Origin of the sequence: Paenibacillus sp. lzh-N1 (genome assembly GCF_002872435.1) — a bacterium.
Taxonomy (GTDB): Bacteria; Bacillota; Bacilli; order Paenibacillales; family Paenibacillaceae; genus Paenibacillus; species Paenibacillus polymyxa_C.
In genome coordinates, this window is the sequence record NZ_CP025696.1 from 241920 (window position 1) to 262830 (window position 20911).

Sequence of the window (20911 nt, forward strand, 5' to 3'; positions counted from 1 at the left end):
TCCTTACTGACCGTTTTGCCCATATTGCATCAATACTTTCCCTACAATTGCCGGATCTACCTTTTCACCTGAGCCTCTACCCATAAACTTCGCACCATAATAACGGACCAACTCGACTGTACGAATCCATTCCACAGGTTCCACCACACCCGAGCTCATTTTTCCTTGTAAATCTGTCTGATCTAAAAACTGATTCAACAAAGGTACCTCCACGATCTTATTTAGCTCTGTGGTCACCTTACGGTGAATCATACTGTTCTCATATGTCATCTGCCCATGCATACCCGCAGGCATTCTATTTTCTGCATTGGACAGCTTCTGAGCAGGTAACGAGCCTCCTTCATTGCCGCCCGGTACCTGTACACTTTCCTGATTATTGGCTCCGGCCCAGCCAAACAGGGCGCCTAACATAACGTCATCCTTCAAGCGCCAATAAAGAGAATCCCGTTGCCCTTGCGCAAATGCTCCCGTACGCGGGTCCTTAAAGCTGTTATCCCAACTGTAAGCGGCTCTTTCCGAAGCAGTAGAGGCAACCTGCACCAATATAGATTTTTGATATATATACAGGCAAAAGAATAACATTATAAAAATAACCAGCAGCAAAATGGGAAAGACGAGGGAAGCCTCCAAGGAGAAGCTTCCGTCCTCTTTTTGTACCAATTTGCACAGCATTATGAATCCATAAAATCGTTACTTTTTTTATCCGCCTTTTTCAACAGCCCTTCTACAATTTTCTTGATCTGATCTTTAAAAATAATGGCCACCGCAATTAGAATCGCAATGATCAGGATCATTTCTAACGTCCCCAAACCATCCTCATCCTTGTGCAATTTACGAATACTACCTGCTACAATTGTCATCATCATTTTATTCCTCCTACATATTCATCATCATTAAAGCCGGAGCGCCCACCAGCACAATGACCGTTAGCAAAATTAGTGCCATCGGGAAGACTAACTTTGAAGAAGCCTGTTCCCCTCTTGTGCGGCTAATCGAAGTCCGCTTGCTCCATAACGTCTGAGATAACTCACGTAAAGCCATTACAAAATCGCTCCCGCCACGCCTCATATTCAATAAAACTGTTGTTGTAAATATCGTCACTTCTTGAATACCACAACGTTTGCTCAGATGTTCAAATGCCTGTTGAAAGGAATAGCCACTTTCCCATTCCCCCACTGTCTGCAGCAATTCCCGATACAATGGGTGTACCGTATCCGCCCCTTTACGCTCCACGCAATGAAGCAAAGCCCGTTGTACTGTCTCTCCCGCACCAACCAAAAGCATCATTTTACTCAATAATTCAGGCAATTCCATTAAGATTTGCTGATCCCGCTTCTGTACTTTTCCATGCAAATCCTTGACCAGCGCTACTGGCACCAGAACACCGAGCCCCAAGCCAAGCACCAGTCCGGTCGCTTCCCCGCCCATCATAATGGATATTAAAGCTCCACCAGCAGTCACCATATATCCGTACCCCAACATTTCTGCCAGAAAAAGCATCGTTTTTTCTCCGCTGTTGCGCATACCATACAGTTTCTGTATGGAACGCTGTAGCTTGAACATTAGCAAAGGCAACCTATGAGTGGCACGTGAAACATGAAGCATGTGTACAAAAGGCACCGAAAGTTTTTGCAGCCGCAGTCCTTCCAGCTTCAAATGGCGAAAATGTGCATACTTAGCAGTGTACATTTGGTTCAGCACCACCCAACCTCCCACTTGCAGAACCAGCATAACCAGACAAACCAACGTCACCACACCCATCACTCCTTACACTTCAATCTTCATAATGTGGTTGATCCACACAAGACAGCCACCAAGCACCAGTAGGCAAAAGGTTGATAGAATCATACCTGTACCGCTGTATAAGGGCATCATGTAGTCTCCTGCTGTCACTGTCATAAACAAAACAAACAAAAAAGGCGCTGCAAACATAACCCTCGATTCAAAACGTTTCTGCGCAATCATTACACCGATCTCCTGCTGAATTTCCAGCTTCTCACCAATGACACTTGAAGCCCGTCGTACGACTTCCACCAGATCACCTCCGGTTCGTTTGCAAGCCGCAAATACGTCCGCAAAATTCGTAATATCCTCAATCTGAGCCCGACGAGCCAAATCCTGCAAAGCAGCCTCTACAGGCTGTCCGATTTCGAGGCAGGCCGTAATAATGTTAAATTCAAAAATCAGATCGTGATCTCCATCCGGACTAAGCAACCTCAAATCCTCTACAGCCTCACGAAACCCATTCTCCACCGACCTTCCCGCTGAAAGAGAAGACGAAAGCGAGTATAAAGCCTGCTTAAATTGAATGCTTAAAGCAGACCTACGTCGTTGCAGCAAAAACTTTCTAAAATAACGAGGCATCACCACAGCTCCAGCAGCACACAGCAACGATAATATCCATTGGTGATAAAATAGATATCCGATCGTCGCGAACAACACTCCACTAGAGAGAATGCACATACTTTTTTGTACAGTCGATAATGTATACACCGTATAATCTGGCAGAGAAGGGACCTCACGTGACACTTGCTTGGCAGTCGCCTTTCCTGTTCTCATGCCGATACTCCTCCCTTGTGCCAGATTTCCGGCTTGATCCCGGCCATTTGCAGCTTCAATGTATGTTGTAGCCCCCCACCACAACGTTCCAGTTCCCCTACAATTTGTCCTTTACTTTCTCCGTGTTCCTGGAAGCGATAAAGGGGATTCAGCGTCACCTCACCATGTTCAAAACCAATCACTTCGCTAATTTCCAGCACCCTTCTGGATTTGTCGCGTAGCCGTGACAGATGAACGAATATATCAATGGCCGAGCTGATCTGCTGCCGTACTACTCCAAGCGGAAGCTCTGCCCCACCGAGTACCATCGTTTCCAGCCGGCTGACCATATCGCGGATATTATTCGAGTGCCCAGTTGACAACGATCCATCATGTCCCGTGTTCATCGCTTGTACAATGTTTATAAAAAGGTCATTAAAAAACAAAAAAAAGTGAGAGATACCCCTCACTCTCCATACTGCTCCATAAAGGCTATTTCCTCCTCATAGAGCATTTCCTCTTCGTAGATCTCTTGCTTTATAGTTGGGTTATTATTTATAATGTCATCCTCATCAGAATCAAGAAGTCTCCAGTTAATTTCTCTAAAAGTTTCACCCTCATAAGTTGTTATGGTAATTCGTTGAAGAAATTTACGTAATACCACATTACTTAAGTCATTCAAATCGAGGTTATTCAATTCTTTATTAAAATCTTCAAATTTTAACTTTAGACTATATATTTCATCATCAATAAAGTTCAATCTTTTAATTTCATTTTGTAACTTTTGCATTTCTGAATCAATAGATTGATTTCTAGTATTATATTCTTCGTCAGAAATAAATTTTTTAACTACCAACCTAAAGTTAGTCTCCTTCTCTTCAGCTAATTCAGTCAACCTTTCAGTATGTTCCTTTATTGTTTTAGCAAAGTCAACTGTTTGATATCTATTTTCAATTAGCTTTGTGTAGTACCAATCATTTACTTCTGGAGCATTGATACGTTCCTTTATCTCTTCTTTTATCCATTCAAGCATTTCTTCTTCTCTTACTAAATTACGATATTCACATACAGAATTTCCATATTGTTCATGATTACGACAATAATAATAATGGTGCGTCTGACGAGTTGTTTTTTGTACTTTTTTTCTCATCATCCCACCGCAATTTCCACAACATAATAAATTACTAAATAAATGAGAGGTTGAATATCTTCCCCTACCATTTGTCTTGGCACCTGTTCTAACCTTTTTCCCATCATCATGTTTTGTGTTGTATGTGAAGCTCTCAATATGCGGTCTACTAGCCATTTCAGCCTTTGCCCTAAAGAAAGTCTCGTCATCTATGATTCTAAGTAGTTGGTCATCATAAATAATCTGCTTATCGATTGGAATTTTCTCAATTAGGTTAGAATTAATATCAGACTTTCTTGTTCTATGCTGTCTAACTTTACCTAAATAAATTTCATTTTTTAAAATCTTAGCAACATGTGAACCAGTCCATTTCCCTCCTCGTTTAGTTGGTATTTGATCATCTACATACAGTTTTTTAGCTATTTTATTTACTCCATATAAATCATCAATGTATAACTTATATATATTTCTGACTACTTTAGCTTCATACTTATTAATAACTAATTTTCCCTGAACAATATTATAGCCGTATGGTTCTCTACCTGACCAAATCCCTTTTTTTGCCGCTTCTTTCTTTGCCCACTGTATACTATCACTCTTTGATGTACTTTCCGCTTCAGCTAAAGTTGCAAACAGTTGAATCTTAAGCATATCTGCATTATTTAGTGTAAAAGATTGTATATCTTCAAACCATACGCCTACACCAATTTTTTTCAGTTCGTCAATGTGAATCAACATCTCTTTTACATTACGACCAAATCTGCTGACTGATTTAGTTAATATAACATCAAAGAATCCAGCTTTAGCATCTTTCATCATTTGAAGAAAAGCTTTACGGTATTTAGTGGATTTAGCACCGCTAAAACCTTCATCGACGTATCCCTTGTATGGGATATTCCCTCCATCCCTACTACTAAAGACACCAGACTCAGACAATATATAATCATGATCCTCTGCGTATTTCATTAAACCACTAATTTGATTATCTATTGACTGCTTTTGCTCTTCTTTGTCTGTTGAGCATCTGGCATAGTATGTAGCTATTCCCTTCATATAAACCTCCATTTGTAAATAATACAATATCTATATAAAGGTTATCATTAAAACAAAAAAAATAATAGCTTAAATACGTATCAGACACACTACAACATGTTAATTGTAGATATTTTTTTTATTACCACATAAAATGTATTTATCAAACATAAGGAAGTGTACCAATGAAATCATTAAATCAGCAAACAACGGTAATTCTATTATCATTCTTATTATCTGTATTCGGAATTTTTATATTAATTTTCCCCATATTCGAAAAAATACTCTTTATCTTGTCATATGCTGCTCTTCTTCTTTTTTTAATAATACAACTACTACAAATTTTTTATTCTAGGAAATTCAATAAGCTTCCTGCCAAGTGTCAATACAACTGGTTTAACCGAATTGAAATACACATTGGAAAAAAAATAAAATACCGAAGAGATTTCATTAGGCAAATGCACAAAGTATTAGTTATATCGAAAAAAAGAAAAGCGAAAGTAACTGCATATACTTGGCTAGTTTCATCTAAAAACATCAAAAATTTATTAGGAGATTGCGCAACAGTAACAACGCCTAGTCCTTTCGAAGAATTTTCCCAAAAATTTCTAAATAAGATATATAGAAAAGTTCTAAAAGAAAAGAAGAATATCCTCCTACCTTTCATAAAGGTTGAGATAGATACTAATAAAATAACTCAAAATCAGTTAGATGACATTGCGCTTAAATATAAATTATAACCTGCGATATCCTTCTATTCTATTTGTTAAAAAGTTTAGACAAGATTACGAGGAGATAATTTATATGACATTTACTGCTTGGATAATTCTCACAATCATTATTCTGATTATAATTGACATTAATGTTCTTGACAGTTTTGAAAAGACACTTATACATCCAATTAAACAGAAATTTAAATCCTGCTCCACATTCTATAACTATAGAAAAACTAAATTGTTGTATCAAGCATATCAAGGCGAAACATCCTATGACTTAAAGCTTCATAAAGATTATTTAGAGCATATTACCCCCACCAGTAATATTTTTTTAATCCTTATAGACTCATTTATTAAACTTATCTACCCTCTGTTCACTTTTATTATTCTATTTCTTTTAACATCTAATAGTACTTTATTCCAATTAAGAATCAATAAATCTGATAAGGACAATGCTCCTACACTCATTGAAAATTTTACTAAAGTAATTAATAATATTGTTGAGAATAACGTAACAAGCATTTTGCTTATCTCTCTTGCTGTAGCACTTTTATTCGTTTGCACAAGTTTAATTCACAATAGGAAATTAAAAATTGTTGAGCTTCACAAGAACCTTATTAACCGAATAATTGAAGAAAAAAAAGAGGAAAAAGACTCTTTAGGTTAAGCTTAAACAATGTAAACCCAGATGTGCTCTGATTTGGGTAATTGGTTTTTCACAAAAAAGAGTCAACCCATAATTGGGTTGGCTCTATCTACTCCTTCTATATATTTTCTCAAGGACATTAATCAGATCATCATTATAAAGGATACCTATAAACTTCAAAATCTTATTATGATGTAAAGGAACCATTTAACTACACCGAGCGACCACTAGATATCTAAAAAACAATTTGCTTGTAATTCTATCATTTTTTTATATATAACCTTGGTTCCTACCCCTAGCTCTAAACCTTCTTAAAACAGCCTTTACGTTTGTCTGAAGCGACTTCTATGTATGTTCACTCTACTGGTGTTTCCTTGATTATTACCGCTGACTGAGTATATGTAAATTCTTTGCTTATTGTTGCGGTACGTCCGTCGCCAAGTTCTATTGTTGCTATTAAAATTGATCCTCGATATGTCTTTTCTTTATTGTCGTCTTCTTCTTTCTGAATCAATTCCTTCTCCCCATGCGTAAGGGCAGATGATTGCAAGAGATAGACACAACCATCTGCTTCATAATACTTTCCACTATCTGATTCTGTTTGAGACAGGCCAATAGCCTTTAGAGCTTCCCTCTTAGTATCGTATTTCCTGAACGTTCTTGAGCTTTCAGGATTTTTAGAGTCGTACATTTTTATCAAAAAGTGAGGTTGAGCTGTCGCCCGTTGGGTATTGTCATGTTGACTCATCGCTGCTATGTTAGAAAAAGTATAGCCCTCTGTTTCATCAGTTCTATCTATACTTGGGCGTAATCCCCTTGGCTTACCCTTTTCTAGATATATATCTGTGAGCCGCTTCCATTCTAACCACATTTCAGGCTTACACTTGATAATCTGCTCCACTGTCTCTTCAGGAATAGTCCACTCGCAGGGTATACGTCGATAGTACTCATCACCATGTTTCGTGTTATTGATCCTCGAATTAACCGATCCATAAAGTAAGAAATAAGCAAATTCCTCATCCTCACTGATCAGACCACTTTCTCTTGCAATCAAACTATACTTTATTCCGCGCTTTTTATAATCCACGATTTGGATATCTTCACCATATTTACTGATCCACCGTTCAATTTGTTTTTCACTCAGAATCCTAGGTCTGCCTCTACCTTTATCTTGTTTTGATTCGTTCAAATTATTGCCTCCAATTTTTGTGATCAAATGTTGATTTTATCCGCTGTTCTCTTCTATAGGAGAAGGAAAGCGCCCAATTGTTGGACGCTTGGATTCATGCTTATTATTGTGTTCCTAAGCGAAGCATTAGAATTTTTAAGAATGTTTTGTCAGCAGAGTTCTTTGCTTCGTCTATTGGCATTCTACCATTCTTATTTTTTGTCGTTGGGTTTGCTTTCATATCTTCTAATTCACCCAAATAAAAATTATTCCCAGATAGTACAGCAATATGCAAGGCTGTATTTCCCTCGTTATCCTGCAAATTTGGATTCAATCCACTTTTATGAATAATTTTATACAACTCATAGTCATTTTTTTCAATAGCATACATCAACAAGCTTTTACCTGTAGCTGCTTCCTGTGAATTAATCGTCAACTCACCACTAGCAATGGCTGCTGCAATCTTCTCACTGTCCAGCTTATCTCCTTTTAAAAATTGCTCCACGTTAAAGGTTTTACCTCCTTGTTTAACCGCTGTAGTTGATGCTGTGTCAACCTTTGTTGATTGTGTTGTTGCTGTCGATTTACTCGAATTAGTCCCATCCTGAACCAACTCAATTTTGCTACCACTTGCCGACTTAACACTGTAGCCCATTGCTGAAGATACGTCTCTTAACGGTAAATACGCCTTACCATTAACGCTGATAGGACTGTCATTCAATTTTGCTTGCTGTCCGTTGACCACAATCTTTGTATCTGGAGTAAGTTTAGCTTTGACAAAATTAGAAGCACCAACTGAAGCACTAGCAGTTAGAATCACTCCTGCTCCTAGACCGACAACAAAAGTAAAAGCTCTATTTTTAATCATTATGTACTCCCATAAATTTAGAATAGATTTCATCAATGTTATCGGTTTTTGGAGTGGAAAATTTTAGATGTGATTATTAGACAAAATCATAACGGGGCGCGTCAAATTTCATCCCTTTGCTACTTTTAATGCTTACCGATCCCTGAATATTAGCATTTAAACCTTGATTAGTTAGTTCGAATAAACTTCCACTATCCATAATTATTGATATGTTTTTTCCACTGATAGTAATTAAGGCACCTTCTGCTGAAATCGTAACATCATTATCTCGTAGTTTAACGCTTCGCTCTTTTCCAGTATTTGAAGAGTAATACAAAAACTCATATGAGCCTTTTGGCTTAATCATAAACCCCTTACTGCTCATCGGCTCACCAATCATTGCTGGGTCGAATGCATTAGAGGAGTCGAATTTTTTTGCTCCATCACCCTCACCAGCTATTGTACAGGGAAAAGCGTCTTCGCCATCACCAATGAATGTTGAGTGATTTCTAACCTTTTTCATACTTGCCTTACGAATATCTACAGGGTCAGCAATAGGAATTTCCTCTGTGCGTCCGTGTTCATCGAACTTAATATGATACATGTAGATTGATCGTCCAATGCCTTCATCTGCTACAGCTTCGTAAATAGGAATGAAGAAATCAGGAGTAATATATGTGGTTTTTAGGTCAATATGACTCCCTGCTAACCTCATTTTCGACCCATAGGTAGTAAACTGAATATTGGAACTCCCATAATATATTGGCTGAGGTTTGAAGTCTAATTCGCTATTGTTAAATTGCATCGTAGCCTTTCCATCTTTATCAAACCCATATTTAGCGAAGGCTAGTTTATCGCCGGGATCAGCGTATTTATCAAACAAGTCTTTTGCAATCTCAGTTAATTTAGTAAAACTTCTGTCCTTCTGTTCCATAAAAGTAACCTGAAGCATTAGACACAATTCAATATCTCCGCTAAAAAAATAGGCTTCTCCATCAATAATTTTAATTTTCTCGGAAAACCCATCTACGTTACGATAAACAAGACCATTTTTATGAAATGAAACCGCCGTATCGACTGCCAAATAGTGCTCTCTCTCAAATGAAGCTGCTACACATAAACTCATATTTTTTATCCACCTTTTATTATGTATTTGTTAAATCTATTGGTATATGTTACTTGCTAATCTCTTTGACTTGCTTATCAAAAAATTCCTCGAACTCTATGCAAATATAGTGATAAAAATCGCTTTCAATCCCCAAAAACATGTCCTCATGATTTAGATAAGCGTCACCGACTACTTTTAACATCAAAATATTCTCTTTCGTCATATTTATGTAATTATATTCCAGTTGTAGCTCTATAAATTCTTTCATATAGCCATTCTTGTCTTTTACGTCATAACAACGCTCTCCATTATCAACAACTATCAACGGTTCCCCATGCGCATCCTTTGTTGCGTACAGTTCAATTAACTCCTGTCGATGCTTGCGGTATTCCTCTATCTTATCCTGAAGGATTCTTATAAACTTAGAACGCTGACGACTCCCCTTAGCATTCATCTCAAATTTCAAGCAAAATTGTACCAGCCATTCAAGTTGCTGATTTTGAATTCTCATTAATGTACCTCGGCTTCTACAATAAATTCCACAGAATATAGGTCAGAATATCGTTTCGTTACCTGCTCATCATCCAGCACGACATCAATTTCCGAGTTATTTCCCATTCCAATAGCAAAACCATTAACCCACTTCAATAATTCATCTTGCTCTGCTTGAGTGTTGGTATAATTAAAACTGCCATTAGCCTTGTATTTCTCTCCACTTTTAAAATTGAAAAGTACACCTAATTTCATTTCACTTTATCCTCTCTAATTTTGTTTTTTTGCATTCACTTCACTTTTACCAACTAATTCAACAAGTCAACTCGGTTCAAATCTACATCGGACTCACCCCCCTTCCAGCTGTAGCAAAAGTTGGTTTCTACTTATTCACATTTTATATATCTCAATCACGTTCAAATTCTATATATGTATTATTCGTAATTCTCGTCGTCTTCACATTCAATGGTAATGCCAGTGTTGCTATTGGTACTGCTATTGCTATCACTACTATATGTATCTGATTCTTCATTCTTTGTAATACTGTTATTAAAGCTCAGAATCTCTCTCTCACTTAGACCAACATCATTTAGTTTAATCAACAATTTGGAAAGCTCTTTATGTGAAATCGTCCATCCACGTTCTACAAACTTAAGAACGCGAATGAAAGTATGACCTATGTTTCTTCCTCGGTCATCATTGTAAACCAACTTTTTTTCATCAAGGTATTTGAAATCACTCAACGTTCCAATCTCACCATTGTAGTAGTAGAACATATTGTGCTTGAAATCAAATTCTGAAACTACATCATGAATGTTTCCCACCCATTGGGTAATGATCTGATACTTGCCAATTGAGATAGCGTTGTCTGTGATGATTAGCGGCAGTCCTTTATACGCGCCTTTCTTTGCATTACCTTTCTCTTCCAAACCTTCAATATTATCAAAATACTCCTTTAGGGTTTGTGCATACTTCTTGTTGGTAAGAAAAAAGTCATAATCATTCGGCTCTTCCCCGTTGTAAATGCTATGAACACATCCTCCAGCAATGAAGGAGTAAACTTCAAATTTGGTTCGTAGATGGTTTGGTAATAGTTCTTTAAGCGTTCGCTTTGCCTGTTCATATAAATTATCCTCAATCTCTTTTTCTGGTTCTGACAGATGGACATCATAACTGTCATTCAGGATCTGCTTATATTTTTTATAGAATGAATCCCTATTTTTAATCTCTTTTCCCTGCTCAAAATGTCTCACTTTTTTATCTGAACAATTCATCTTATAACCAATACTTTGTTGAGATAGCCCAAGCTCAATACGCTCCGCCTTCATGCTTTTCCCGATGGTCATCCAGTCATGTTTAGTTGTCAATTCTTCATTCTCCCTTTGTATGTATTTTTTTATTTTATATAATTCTGGCTTACTTCATGTGAAAACAGTCCAACACTAGCTCAATCCACATCACCCCTTTCAATAAACCGCCTCTATGGTAAGTCTATGCGGCTATATGTAAAACGTAAAGATGAGTCCCTAAATCAATTTTAACGCCCTAATCCCGATGGATTTATCTATAAATAACAGGTGTTATCCTTCCCTATACAAATACCCATCCTAAAACGAAGCATCTTAATTTCTATAGATTATTCAGAAAATGGACGCACTAAAGACAAGTCCAAATATCATTCCATTTTGACCAAGTGTATTGCTTATTTGATATCTACCTGTCAACTAATCTGGCTCTGTGACTATAATCCCTATAATTTATGTACAACAAAGCAATGGAATCAAAATCAGCTTCCACATCTATTTTCTACTTATGTAACTGTAATTAATAAAGAGATCCAAAAATACAGACAGTCACTTGTGACTGGATGACGTAGCAATAGCGTAGCGCTTGCGGAGACTCTTTTGGCCTCGATCTTTAAAAGCTCTAAGTGCAAGGGAAACTCAATGGCAATAAAACTATTCCGCTACGCTGCATAGTAGTATTGCTTGTCACCGTTTCCCCTCTTGCCTTTGGCAATTCACCCCTATGCTCCTAATTTTTGATTTCATCAATTTGAGTATGCTATCCATGTTCTGGACGCACAAAAAGCAATATAAACAAAGGATTATTTATCAATTTTGTAGTTTGAGGGTGTCTATATAGGTATTTTTCCACGTTTTGGACGCAACATATTAGTCAAAAACCATATGCTTAGCTAATATCCAGTACCTCTTGTTATAGTTTGGATTGGCATTACCATTATCTAATCGTCTTCTTCTGTCCTTGTTCATTTTAGAATCATTGTTGATATTGTATGGTAGACTATTCTTTTGAAAGTAGATATTCAACTGTTCAACATCTTTCTGTCGCCTACCTCTTCCATCGCGCAAATTTACTTTTTTAATTAGTTCTGCTTGTTCTTCCTTGTATAAACGTTTACCTATAATCGTATCTAAGTAATCGGTAATATCGGCCTTGTCATATGTATCATCTAGTATTATATATGTATCTTGTTGAAGCTTCGTTTTTATGTAGTTCATATATCCGTTTTCTTCACTGGCTATTTGTTCAAAAAACTGCTTGTCATAGATTTCTTTGAAGAACATTAAATCATTGATGGCTTTATCATATCCAACTTCATTATTTACTGGACGATCATATACAATTCGATTAGACTGCTTCCTGTACTTCTCCACATAACTTGATGTGCCATGTTCTTGTAGGTACAAAGCAGGCTCAATCTGTTTGTCACAGTCTCTAATCAGCTTATTCAACATCTTATTTGATATATTTTTGATTATTACAGTAAGTTTGTCTGACTTATCGATGATCCTCTTTCTACCTAAACATTGTATCAAAATGTCTACATCCATAATATCGGCAACTATGTATTTGATTTGTTTGTCTCTCAGATTGATTCCATTATCTAGGGTGGATGTGCTGAATACAAACTGTTCATCGAATTTTTCATCAATTAGCATCTTAGTTACTTTGTCTTTGTCCATGTGACTTTTCTCTGGAGCTACTCCAGAAGGTGAACACACAAACATGGAGTTTTTAAATGTAGCATGTAGCATGAATGCCTTTTTTGCACTCCCAGTGAAGCAGATTACTTTATGATTCTTGGGTATTTGATGTAGAAACTTTTCTAACACTTTGTCGCTCTGATAAAAAATCAATTCCTTAATGTGACTGTAATCATGAGGAATAGAATAACTTTCGTGTTTTATATTTTTATACTTAAAGAAAGCAATCATAGCGTAAGCAGTTGCAGACATACATATTCTTATCTTACTTTTTTCATTGATCATCGCATAGAATGAGTCTTCTGTGTTTTTGTTGTACCTTGATTCAGTTAAAAAGTAATGAAACTCGTCACACACTATATATTTATAGTCCTCTTTCACAACTGCACTATTTTTTCGTAGCTCCCATTCATACTTTTGATACAGAATAATTGTGATTACATCTGACTTGCCATCCCGTTTAATTTCCTCTCGAAACTGTTCATTTAGCCTAGTCCGATTGAGGAAGAAAAGAATTCTAGCTCTCTCCTTCTTCGCTATGGGATAGAGTTCATTTTTTATAAAGTGACTTTTACCCACACCCGTACCAGCTTCGATTGTTATAATGTCTCCACGTTGCCATTTTTGGATATGTTCAGTTAGTACATCTGAAACAGTAATCCTTTTCTTTGTTGATTGTGTCAAAATTTCTCCTTTCTGCTCAGCACATAAGTATCTTTATTTGAAGATAAATGGGCAGTTTACTCAACCTAATGACATTGTTACCTATAGAATATAGACTACTCCCGTTTTTTTATAATTCCTCAAAAAAGCATACAACAAATAACTTTAGATCATAATTAGATAAGAAATAACATCAAGCTCCACAAGCTCGATATAAATTCCGCTCCCAAAACTGATTCAAGCCTTGTCATAATTGAGCAAACTATAATGAAGCGCACACAAAAACAAAGCTTTCCCAGAAACAAAGAAAGTCCACCTAAGTGTGTATCATTAATTCAGTTTTCAAAGATCGCACAACAAATAAACTTAACGATCTATTTTAGATAGAGCAAATAAAACAATATTATGTTTTCCAAACCTAAAACTATTTTAATCCATCTATCTAATCTAGTATACATTCTATCTACTTGCTGTGTTTTGAATCTACTTTTTTGGTTGTATTTGTGGTAAAGCTTATGTATTTTCAGCTATTTAACTTCATTTCCTTTGAAGTGGTTTCACCTTCGTTTCAAATTTACGTCTCCTTTCAATTTATTTTATCGATTCATTTCTCTGTTACTATTTTAGTATAGCATATATCCCATTAAATGCAAGCATTTCTTATATACTCTATTGATATACTTTTTGACTATAAATTTTATTGCTACAAAATAGTACATATAATGAAGGAAAAATGCTGATCACCATTTTATCGCGCTCTGATCCCCCACCCAAGCACAACAATTTATCACGGTTGGGAGCATGGTGTATGCAAATACTATCCCTCTATCCCCCTTTATTGAGATTAGATAACTACGAAAAAAAGCTTACTCCCATTTTATTGTCAAAGGAGCAAGCTTAAATTGTACTTTTTCAAATCTCTATGTTATCCCACAATTCTAAAATAGTCTTATCGTCAATCTTCCCATTAGCAAACAACTCTCTTGCTGATTCAAACGATTGCGAAAAACCGTCTCTTTCACGAGTAAGAAAATACTCTTCTTCATTCTGGCTAATCCAGTAGCTATCATTTTTATAGTAGAACTGAAATTCTTCCCCCATTTCAAAACGTTCCACCAATTCATTGTACTCCAAAGCAATCCCTCCTACTTCTTGTTAACTCGTTTAAATGTCCCATCTTCTTTCCATTCAAAAACATGTTCATGAGGCCACTCTGGATGCTGCTTTGAATTCCCATGATTTGTGTAGTCTACATCGCGTGTAGCTCTTCCATTCTCATCATAATATCTTCTTGTTTTTATCTCACCTGTATTTTTATCCAGAATATCAATAGATGAGTTAGGTTCACCTTTTGCTGGATGTGGATTCGTTGTCGTACTTGTATGATTAGATGAAGGAGTAACATCTATCGACGTTCCCTTGTTGGAAGTAAGTGTTTGTTTAGATGAGCCTCCACCTTCTCCTTTCGCCATCTGCCACAATTCTGCTGAGCTTTCCCCTACTCCTTTTGCACTTTTAACCGCAGTTGTAGCTCCATGAGCCGCCAAAGCTGCCGATCCAATTAATCCGGGTACCCCAATAATACTCCCTACACCTGTAGATGATATAGCAACTGATAATCCTTCTCCACCCAATCCAGCTACTACCTCACCAGCCCCCTGCAATGTTGTAGCTACATTCCCGAGGAGTTCTCCTACTTTAGCTGCCATGGGATGATCATAATCTCGTTCTTTATCAGGCCATATCCCCAATGTCAAATTTCCCTGAATAGCTCCTTTTGCTCCCTGTGCAGTATCCCAAAGGATTTCTCCTTGAAGTTTGCTAGCTTCCAATTGAGCTTCAGCCTTGGTGATCTCAGCTTGTCCAATCTGTTCAAAGATTTTATGTAACCAACCTTCACCTGTGGATGCCGTTTTAACAGGGGTGCCAAGCCACGGCACATCAAGTACCACTTTCTCTCCATCTACCTGTGTAAAACTTTTTGAAATAAAGATGAGTTCTTGTGCAAACATAGATAGTCGTTCAAGCGTCACGCTCATGGATTGTCGAGAAACCTGAAATTCCTGAAAAAATCTCTCTTGGGTGGCTCCAGACCAGCCTTGTTGCACAAAATCAATTCGTCCACTCAAATGATTCAGCATACGTTCCATTTCATGCTTTCCGTGTAAGAACTGATCAGCAACTTCCATCAGTTTGTCAGGTGGAACTAATATTCTCCCCATTCTACCACGCCCACTTTAATTTTGATGGAAATAATCTTATCAGAAGGGGTGATTTAGGGAAATCCATCTACTATCCTGTTATTTCCTTTTAATCCATGTGACCTTTGAACTGAGCTAAACAGATTTACTATGTCTAAAGTATTATAATCCTTTGTTATAAGATACATTTATCAACGTAGCACTATTAACCTTAAACTTCGTTCTGGAACCGTATCTTGCAATTCAGGAATAAGAGTGAGAAGTTTTTTGTAGTTATGTAACTGCTGCTTCGTGATATTAAGTTCTTGAGCTATATCAGTCTGCGTTTTTTTGTGAGTAAAATTATTTGACTCACCAATTCCATTTGTATACTGGTTACTCCCTTCTAGATTGGCGCTCCCATCCCTCACTCCATAAATTCTTTCCAACTCAACAATACATTTAGTAAGTTTCATAGGGTTCACAAATAAAAAAGAGGTGCAGTTTTTAAGAAGCAACCACACCCAATTAAGATTATTTATTGTTGTAAACTACATTCACAAATAAACCATCACTTTTGACATCAGGTAAACCAACCGTTTCTTTAATATTTAAAAATGATAGTTTGTCTTTCCATTCCTCTCTTTCTGAGTCTTTATAAGCATCTCCCTCACGGTCAAAAATATAGGCAACAACAGAAGATTTTATCTGAATAGAACCATTGGATAATCGAATCCATTCTGAAGGAGCTACAACTTGATTATCAGCAGATCTAATCATTCCTCCAGAAGCATTCAAGATTAATTCTGAGCCTTGATTTTTAATTACTACAATCTTCTTTTTACCATCCCACGTAATAGAATCAACATAATCACGAAATAAATCTTTAACAGGAATGTATCCAGAATTGTAATTGTACTCTTTCTTCTTTTTGGCACGAGAGATGACTAAAAAAGTCTTCTTTAAAGATGAACTATAAATTTTACTAGCATTTTTTTCAAGCGATTGTTTACTGTTTGCTGCGTAACTAGTGGTCGATAACACTAAGATCAGACACAATGAAAGCATGGTTACAAATGTTTTCCTCATTTCAACTCCTCCTTATAAATCCAAACGGTAACTAGTGTGAAAAAGTTGCGCTTTAGAATCCTACAGTATTTACGGATACAGTTTGTGAAGATACGCTACCTGATTTACTTACAGCCCCACTTGGAGTATCACTAGTCCCATGAATCTTGCCCCCAAAATTATGAGAGCTAAGCATGCCTTGTGTCATTTGCGTAGTTGTCCCATCAAGTCTCGTTACCTCGGTACTACTATAGTTTACAGTTACCTTACCAATATTCCCACCTGAATAATCATTCTTTGCTAGAGCAGTGACTCTTTTGACAGCTAGATTAGAAATTTCAGAATTACTTAAGGACTTACCATAAGTAAAAAGAATGTATTGGTTCACACCGTTTACATTAGTACCATTCACAAAATATTTGAATTTCGAGGTAGTTGTATCATATAAAATATTACTAATTATAGAAGTACCTGCTTTGTATCTTGGTGCGGCACTAGAATAGCCATCTGGAATTGGATTCTGAGTAAGCCCCTTTGGACGAATGATAGCCTGATAATCATTTTTCGCCTGACTATATTGAACCCCTCCTTCAATTTTGTAACCATCAGGATACAAAGAAGAAAGTACATCAATACCATTATACAAATACCCAGATACACTATTAGGAGTGTTTATAGCGGGAGATGACGGGAGAACGAACGAAGTCCGGATACCCTTATAACCAGTAGATGTAACTTGTCTAGCAAAAGCACCAGTGTCAGAACCACCGATAGTGGGATCAACATATGCTTGTAAAGAAATGCTATCTGAATTATCAAATTCTTGTTCGTTTATGTCTACTTTATTTACAACTTCTCCATTTTTGTCATAAACAAATCCATTGTCATCCATTGTATAAATATAGGCATTGTCCAATAAGTTTTCAAACTCATCTTTTACTGATTCATTATTGTATGTAGACTCAGATGCAGAAATGCTTTTTTTATTCACTTCAATACCGAACTCGCTTAAGTAGTCACTCCCATCTGTCTTGTTCAGGTGTGCAAGCTCATTAAGATGGAACTTCACTTGATCAATACGATCCTTGTCAATTTGTTGTTTGACGATTTCCTTATCCAACGGTACAGCACTACCTTCTGCTTTTACTGAGGTGAGAGGAGCCATACCAATTATTAAGGCTAGCCCCGCAATTGCTAAATGCTTTTTCATCTAAAAACCTCCCAATGTTTGATAGACACAGGATATAATATACAATGTTATACATTCTTTTACAATATTTTTTTATAGAAAAAGGAATTTTTATAATAATTTTAAAAAACCGCGAACAATTCATTGTCACATTTACAAAACAAAAAGGCTAGACGGACAATTCCATCTAACCTCTTTCTAAACTGATTATATTAGTGTACTACCCTGTTTACCATTGTATCCATATTAAGAATGATTAAATTTCACCGTGTTCATAATTAGACCTATTTCAGGAGTGCAGTTTTAACGAACTTTAACCTAATTCGTATTTAAGAACCTCCATGTTGTGCAAAGATTTGAAATCCCCCATTATGACTGTCCAGATAAATAGGTACAGCTAAGGTAAACAAAAAACTACTCGCAACGATCAGCATTACCACTTTTTTCAACATTGTTTAACCACACCTTTTCAATGAGATTGTAAAACTCTGTTTTGGTTTCAGATACCGCATGGGCTTTGAAACGCACAAACAACCCCATACAATTTATAAAATATGTCTCATTATTTAGTATATGCGCTTTTACCATTGCACAAAACAAATGATTAAAGCCATCATAATGCATCCCATGATTTAAATAATAATAAGCCAATTCATATCCACACAATGCCGAATAATCTGGTAACACTTGCTGGGTATACATGTCATCTGATGATAGTCGCTGAGATAAAGACGCAATCTCAGTTTCAAATCGTTTTAGTATATCATTTACATCTAGCTTATAACGGTTAGCTGCTGTCATAATGTTAAGTAGTTGAGTGACCCTATCTTCTTGAATCGTATCTGATGAGTCATCAATAAAGTTTATATATTCATGAAGCACACTCACATCACCAGATAAAAGCTTATTTGCAAGTATATTAGCTTTTGACCAGTGTAAATACAGTTTCATCCAATGCAGAGCATCCTCATCGGTCTCTCTAACCCAATCTAAATTGGAATAAGCATTTGTATAATGTAATGCCCCCTCATAATCACCCAGCTCTTCACATACATTCGCGCGCAGCAAATCGGCATAAGTAATGTATACAAACAGGGGACGACTTAGCTTATAACTTGATTCGCTCTGTGCTCGGCTGTTCTGTTGATGTTTCAGTGCATATTGTATTTCCGCTTTAGCTCTCATTTGCCTTGCCATTTCGTCTACCTTGTCCCATTTACGCAAAGACCTGTACACGTTTGCCAAATCCTTTAATGCGTCAAGTTGGTCTATTTCGTCCAGACGTTCCACAAAAACTTCAAATATCGTAGCTGCACTAAGGTTTTTACTTTGGTCGTCTCCAATTTGGATTTTGAATATACGATATTGACAGACTGCTAAACGTTCAGAATGTTGATATTTCTCCGCTTCAGCTACCCCTTCATAGAGTATCAATGCCGCTTCTAGTCGTCCCTGCGCCAGTAATTCCTCTGCAATTTCGAATAGCTTGGGTATATAGAGTAGATTATCCATGATGGCTCCTACCACTCGACGGATTGCATCCAACTTGTCCAACTCTGCACAGCGAAACAAAAACGGCTCAATTCGCCTCATATTCGGGGGGTGGTCGATGATGAAATTTTCTATAAATAGATCATAATAGTAACCTTCTGGTAAACTCATAGCCTCAGTAATTAGGTCAAGCTGTTTAACAGACATCGACTTATTCCCTGACACAATGGCACTTACCGCTCCCCTATTCATCCCTGCGATTTGTCCAAATTGCGATAATGTTAAGTCCTCTTGTTGTAGAAATTGTTCCAATTCTGCTCTAATCGTGGGTGTAATTTTCATCGATAAACCACCCTTTCAACATAGACTAACAATACGATGCATAGTTAAAATTATTATGTAGTTGTGAAACAAGTAGTAAAATGCTTTAATGATCTTGATTGTACCATCTTTTGGAATAAAATCATATACCTTTCATATATGTACTTAAGATACCTTTTGGGATAGTTTTTGAGGATTTTATGATTAAAAGTATCGTCCTCATATTGATGTATAGTTTATTGGAAAAATCATAATACAACTCATCCAATATAAAGTTACCAGATTAATAGTTAGATTCATATTCCCTTGTAATTAATCTATGAATTGAGCTTAAATTGGATGTATGACATATAAGCAACCTTAATGATATTAGGGATGATATCCAGTCAAAAAATAACTTGAGTGTAAAAGTGGATGTGCTAGGGGCAATTCTGGAAATTAAATAGACGTTTATGATGTAAAACACCCCCCACTATGTAATATTTGACCTCCGAATATTGAGCAGAATGAACATGAAAAAGAAACCTAGACATAATCATCTAGGCTCCATACACATGAACAATATATTATCCTACTTGTTTCTGTTGCTCATATTCTTTAACTCTACGATAAAACGTTCTGTTTTTCATACCTAGTTCTTTCATTGCCTCCACAGCCTTGATTGCTCCAGATTTCCATTTGTCATACACTCGAGCAAATTCAGTTGTGATCTCCTGCTTAGGACGGCCAAATTTCACCCCTGCTGCTTTGGCTACCTCTATCCCTTCACTCTGTCTTTGCTTATTTTTTAACCTTTCCTGTGCAGCTACGTATGCAAGCATACTTAAGAATTGATCCTCTAAAAGTTTTCCTAAATCACCCATTGTTTTGAATTTGCGACTGTCAAATAAAGTTTCATTATCCAGACATATAATGTCTGCTCCAACTTCCCGCGTAATGTATTTCCATTCATCTATAATACCATCATAATCTCGGCCTAGTCTGTCCAGTGCATCTATGTAAATTAAATCACCCTCACGAATCATTAACCGCATTGCCTGATAGCGAGGTCGGTTAAAATTCTTCCCACTTAACTTGTCCACAAAGATATATCTTTCATCAATTTTCAATTCTCGAAACTTTACTAGTTGTCGCTCTGGATTTTGATCCTTAGCAGATACTCTACCATAAGCTAGTTTCAATACATTCACACTCCCTTATTCCAATATTGTGCCAAAAAGTATACACAATTCATGTCATGCGACTAAATTCATTATACTACTTTTTGGCACGCTTAAACAGGTATCTTTTTAATATGTCTAAAAGCATACTATAT

General features: G+C 36.6%; 20 protein-coding genes and 1 pseudogene. 2 read left to right on the forward strand and 19 right to left on the reverse strand.

Features of this window, described 5'->3' with window-relative positions; all coding sequences use genetic code 11:
* Positions 1-3 precede the first annotated feature (3 nt).
* The 6 genes and pseudogenes from C0638_RS01155 to C0638_RS01180 form a co-directional block, all read right to left on the reverse strand.
* Positions 4-672, reverse strand: a complete 669-nt coding sequence (locus tag C0638_RS01155; protein ID WP_019686580.1) for a TadE family protein — start codon at positions 670-672, stop codon at positions 4-6.
* Complete coding sequence (locus C0638_RS01160; RefSeq protein WP_013369963.1) at positions 672-866, reverse strand: Flp1 family type IVb pilin; 195 nt, start codon at positions 864-866, stop codon at positions 672-674. Before C0638_RS01160 ends, C0638_RS01155 begins: the two co-directional genes overlap by 1 nt.
* A 10-nt stretch (positions 867-876) precedes the next feature.
* A complete protein-coding gene (locus C0638_RS01165; protein ID WP_082689660.1) occupies positions 877-1761 on the reverse strand; it encodes a type II secretion system F family protein in 885 nt (294 codons plus the stop codon).
* A 6-nt stretch (positions 1762-1767) separates the two neighbouring features.
* Positions 1768-2559 carry a type II secretion system F family protein gene (locus C0638_RS01170; RefSeq protein WP_058711842.1) on the reverse strand — a complete coding sequence of 264 codons (792 nt, stop codon included), beginning with the start codon at positions 2557-2559 and terminating at the stop codon, positions 1768-1770.
* A pseudogene (locus C0638_RS01175) lies at positions 2556-2963 on the reverse strand (ATPase, T2SS/T4P/T4SS family); the annotation flags it as partial. The gene C0638_RS01170 and the pseudogene C0638_RS01175, both read right to left, overlap by 4 nt.
* 41 nt (positions 2964-3004) lie before the next feature.
* Positions 3005-4720, reverse strand: a complete 1716-nt coding sequence (locus C0638_RS01180; protein ID WP_158657691.1) for a recombinase family protein — start codon at positions 4718-4720, stop codon at positions 3005-3007.
* Positions 4721-4884: 164 nt separating this feature from the next.
* Between C0638_RS01180 and C0638_RS01185 the strand changes: the two genes are divergently transcribed.
* Positions 4885-5439, forward strand: a complete 555-nt coding sequence (locus C0638_RS01185; protein ID WP_102163294.1) for a hypothetical protein — start codon at positions 4885-4887, stop codon at positions 5437-5439.
* A gap of 64 nt (positions 5440-5503) precedes the next feature.
* A complete protein-coding gene (locus tag C0638_RS01190; protein WP_102163295.1) occupies positions 5504-6082 on the forward strand; it encodes a hypothetical protein in 579 nt (192 codons plus the stop codon).
* Positions 6083-6416: 334 nt separating this feature from the next.
* Here the strand turns inward: C0638_RS01190 and C0638_RS01195 are convergent, their stop codons facing one another.
* The 13 genes from C0638_RS01195 to C0638_RS01260 all read right to left on the reverse strand — a co-directional run bounded on the left by C0638_RS01195 (position 6417) and on the right by C0638_RS01260 (position 20777).
* Complete coding sequence (locus C0638_RS01195) at positions 6417-7250, reverse strand: hypothetical protein (protein WP_102163296.1); 834 nt, start codon at positions 7248-7250, stop codon at positions 6417-6419.
* Between the two features lie 103 nt (positions 7251-7353).
* On the reverse strand, positions 7354-8097 hold the full coding sequence (locus C0638_RS01200) for an ankyrin repeat domain-containing protein (protein ID WP_102163297.1): 744 nt from the start codon (positions 8095-8097) through the stop codon (positions 7354-7356).
* A 76-nt stretch (positions 8098-8173) separates the two neighbouring features.
* On the reverse strand, positions 8174-9202 hold the full coding sequence (locus C0638_RS01205) for a hypothetical protein (RefSeq protein WP_102163298.1): 1029 nt from the start codon (positions 9200-9202) through the stop codon (positions 8174-8176).
* A 49-nt stretch (positions 9203-9251) separates the two neighbouring features.
* Entirely contained in the window at positions 9252-9695 is a 444-nt protein-coding gene (locus tag C0638_RS01210) for a DUF1617 family protein (RefSeq protein WP_102163299.1), read from the reverse strand.
* Positions 9695-9931, reverse strand: a complete 237-nt coding sequence (locus tag C0638_RS01215; protein ID WP_102163300.1) for a hypothetical protein — start codon at positions 9929-9931, stop codon at positions 9695-9697. Before C0638_RS01215 ends, C0638_RS01210 begins: the two co-directional genes overlap by 1 nt.
* Before the next feature lie 179 nt (positions 9932-10110).
* Positions 10111-11043 (reverse strand): Gabija anti-defense Gad2 family protein, encoded by a 933-nt coding sequence (locus tag C0638_RS01220; protein ID WP_102163301.1) that lies wholly within the window; start codon positions 11041-11043, stop codon positions 10111-10113.
* An 807-nt stretch (positions 11044-11850) separates the two neighbouring features.
* Entirely contained in the window at positions 11851-13368 is a 1518-nt protein-coding gene (locus tag C0638_RS01225) for a DEAD/DEAH box helicase (RefSeq protein WP_102163302.1), read from the reverse strand.
* 891 nt (positions 13369-14259) lie between these two features.
* A complete protein-coding gene (locus C0638_RS01230) occupies positions 14260-14481 on the reverse strand; it encodes a hypothetical protein (protein ID WP_063208064.1) in 222 nt (73 codons plus the stop codon).
* Between the two features lie 11 nt (positions 14482-14492).
* Positions 14493-15569, reverse strand: coding sequence for a WXG100 family type VII secretion target (locus tag C0638_RS01235; protein ID WP_102163303.1), 1077 nt, complete (start codon positions 15567-15569; stop codon positions 14493-14495).
* 492 nt (positions 15570-16061) lie between these two features.
* Positions 16062-16616 carry a hypothetical protein gene (locus C0638_RS01245; protein ID WP_102163304.1) on the reverse strand — a complete coding sequence of 185 codons (555 nt, stop codon included), beginning with the start codon at positions 16614-16616 and terminating at the stop codon, positions 16062-16064.
* 52 nt (positions 16617-16668) lie between these two features.
* The gene (locus C0638_RS01250; RefSeq protein WP_102163305.1) at positions 16669-17805 is read right to left on the reverse strand and encodes a hypothetical protein; all 1137 of its coding nucleotides are present in this window, start codon (positions 17803-17805) and stop codon (positions 16669-16671) included.
* 393 nt (positions 17806-18198) lie between these two features.
* Positions 18199-19617, reverse strand: a complete 1419-nt coding sequence (locus C0638_RS01255) for a helix-turn-helix transcriptional regulator (RefSeq protein WP_102163306.1) — start codon at positions 19615-19617, stop codon at positions 18199-18201.
* 545 nt (positions 19618-20162) lie between these two features.
* A complete protein-coding gene (locus C0638_RS01260) occupies positions 20163-20777 on the reverse strand; it encodes a recombinase family protein (protein WP_102163307.1) in 615 nt (204 codons plus the stop codon).
* Between the last annotated feature and the right edge of the window lie 134 nt (positions 20778-20911).

What these genes read in the sequence shown, in the direction of transcription:
- C0638_RS01245 (WP_102163304.1), bottom strand. Translation starts at nt 16,616, where the DNA reads ATGAGGAAAACATTTGTAACCATGCTTTCATTGTGTCTGATCTTAGTG.
- C0638_RS01185 (WP_102163294.1), top strand. Translation starts at nt 4,885, where the DNA reads ATGAAATCATTAAATCAGCAAACAACGGTAATTCTATTATCATTCTTA.
- C0638_RS01215 (WP_102163300.1), bottom strand. Translation starts at nt 9,931, where the DNA reads ATGAAATTAGGTGTACTTTTCAATTTTAAAAGTGGAGAGAAATACAAG.
- C0638_RS01210 (WP_102163299.1), bottom strand. Translation starts at nt 9,695, where the DNA reads ATGAGAATTCAAAATCAGCAACTTGAATGGCTGGTACAATTTTGCTTG.
- C0638_RS01255 (WP_102163306.1), bottom strand. Translation starts at nt 19,617, where the DNA reads ATGAAAATTACACCCACGATTAGAGCAGAATTGGAACAATTTCTACAA.
- C0638_RS01155 (WP_019686580.1), bottom strand. Translation starts at nt 672, where the DNA reads ATGCTGTGCAAATTGGTACAAAAAGAGGACGGAAGCTTCTCCTTGGAG.
- C0638_RS01160 (WP_013369963.1), bottom strand. Translation starts at nt 866, where the DNA reads ATGATGATGACAATTGTAGCAGGTAGTATTCGTAAATTGCACAAGGAT.
- C0638_RS01165 (WP_082689660.1), bottom strand. Translation starts at nt 1,761, where the DNA reads ATGGGTGTGGTGACGTTGGTTTGTCTGGTTATGCTGGTTCTGCAAGTG.
- C0638_RS01205 (WP_102163298.1), bottom strand. Translation starts at nt 9,202, where the DNA reads ATGAGTTTATGTGTAGCAGCTTCATTTGAGAGAGAGCACTATTTGGCA.
- C0638_RS01200 (WP_102163297.1), bottom strand. Translation starts at nt 8,097, where the DNA reads ATGATTAAAAATAGAGCTTTTACTTTTGTTGTCGGTCTAGGAGCAGGA.
- C0638_RS01235 (WP_102163303.1), bottom strand. Translation starts at nt 15,569, where the DNA reads ATGGGGAGAATATTAGTTCCACCTGACAAACTGATGGAAGTTGCTGAT.
- C0638_RS01170 (WP_058711842.1), bottom strand. Translation starts at nt 2,559, where the DNA reads ATGAGAACAGGAAAGGCGACTGCCAAGCAAGTGTCACGTGAGGTCCCT.
- C0638_RS01250 (WP_102163305.1), bottom strand. Translation starts at nt 17,805, where the DNA reads ATGAAAAAGCATTTAGCAATTGCGGGGCTAGCCTTAATAATTGGTATG.
- C0638_RS01190 (WP_102163295.1), top strand. Translation starts at nt 5,504, where the DNA reads ATGACATTTACTGCTTGGATAATTCTCACAATCATTATTCTGATTATA.
- C0638_RS01180 (WP_158657691.1), bottom strand. Translation starts at nt 4,720, where the DNA reads ATGAAGGGAATAGCTACATACTATGCCAGATGCTCAACAGACAAAGAA.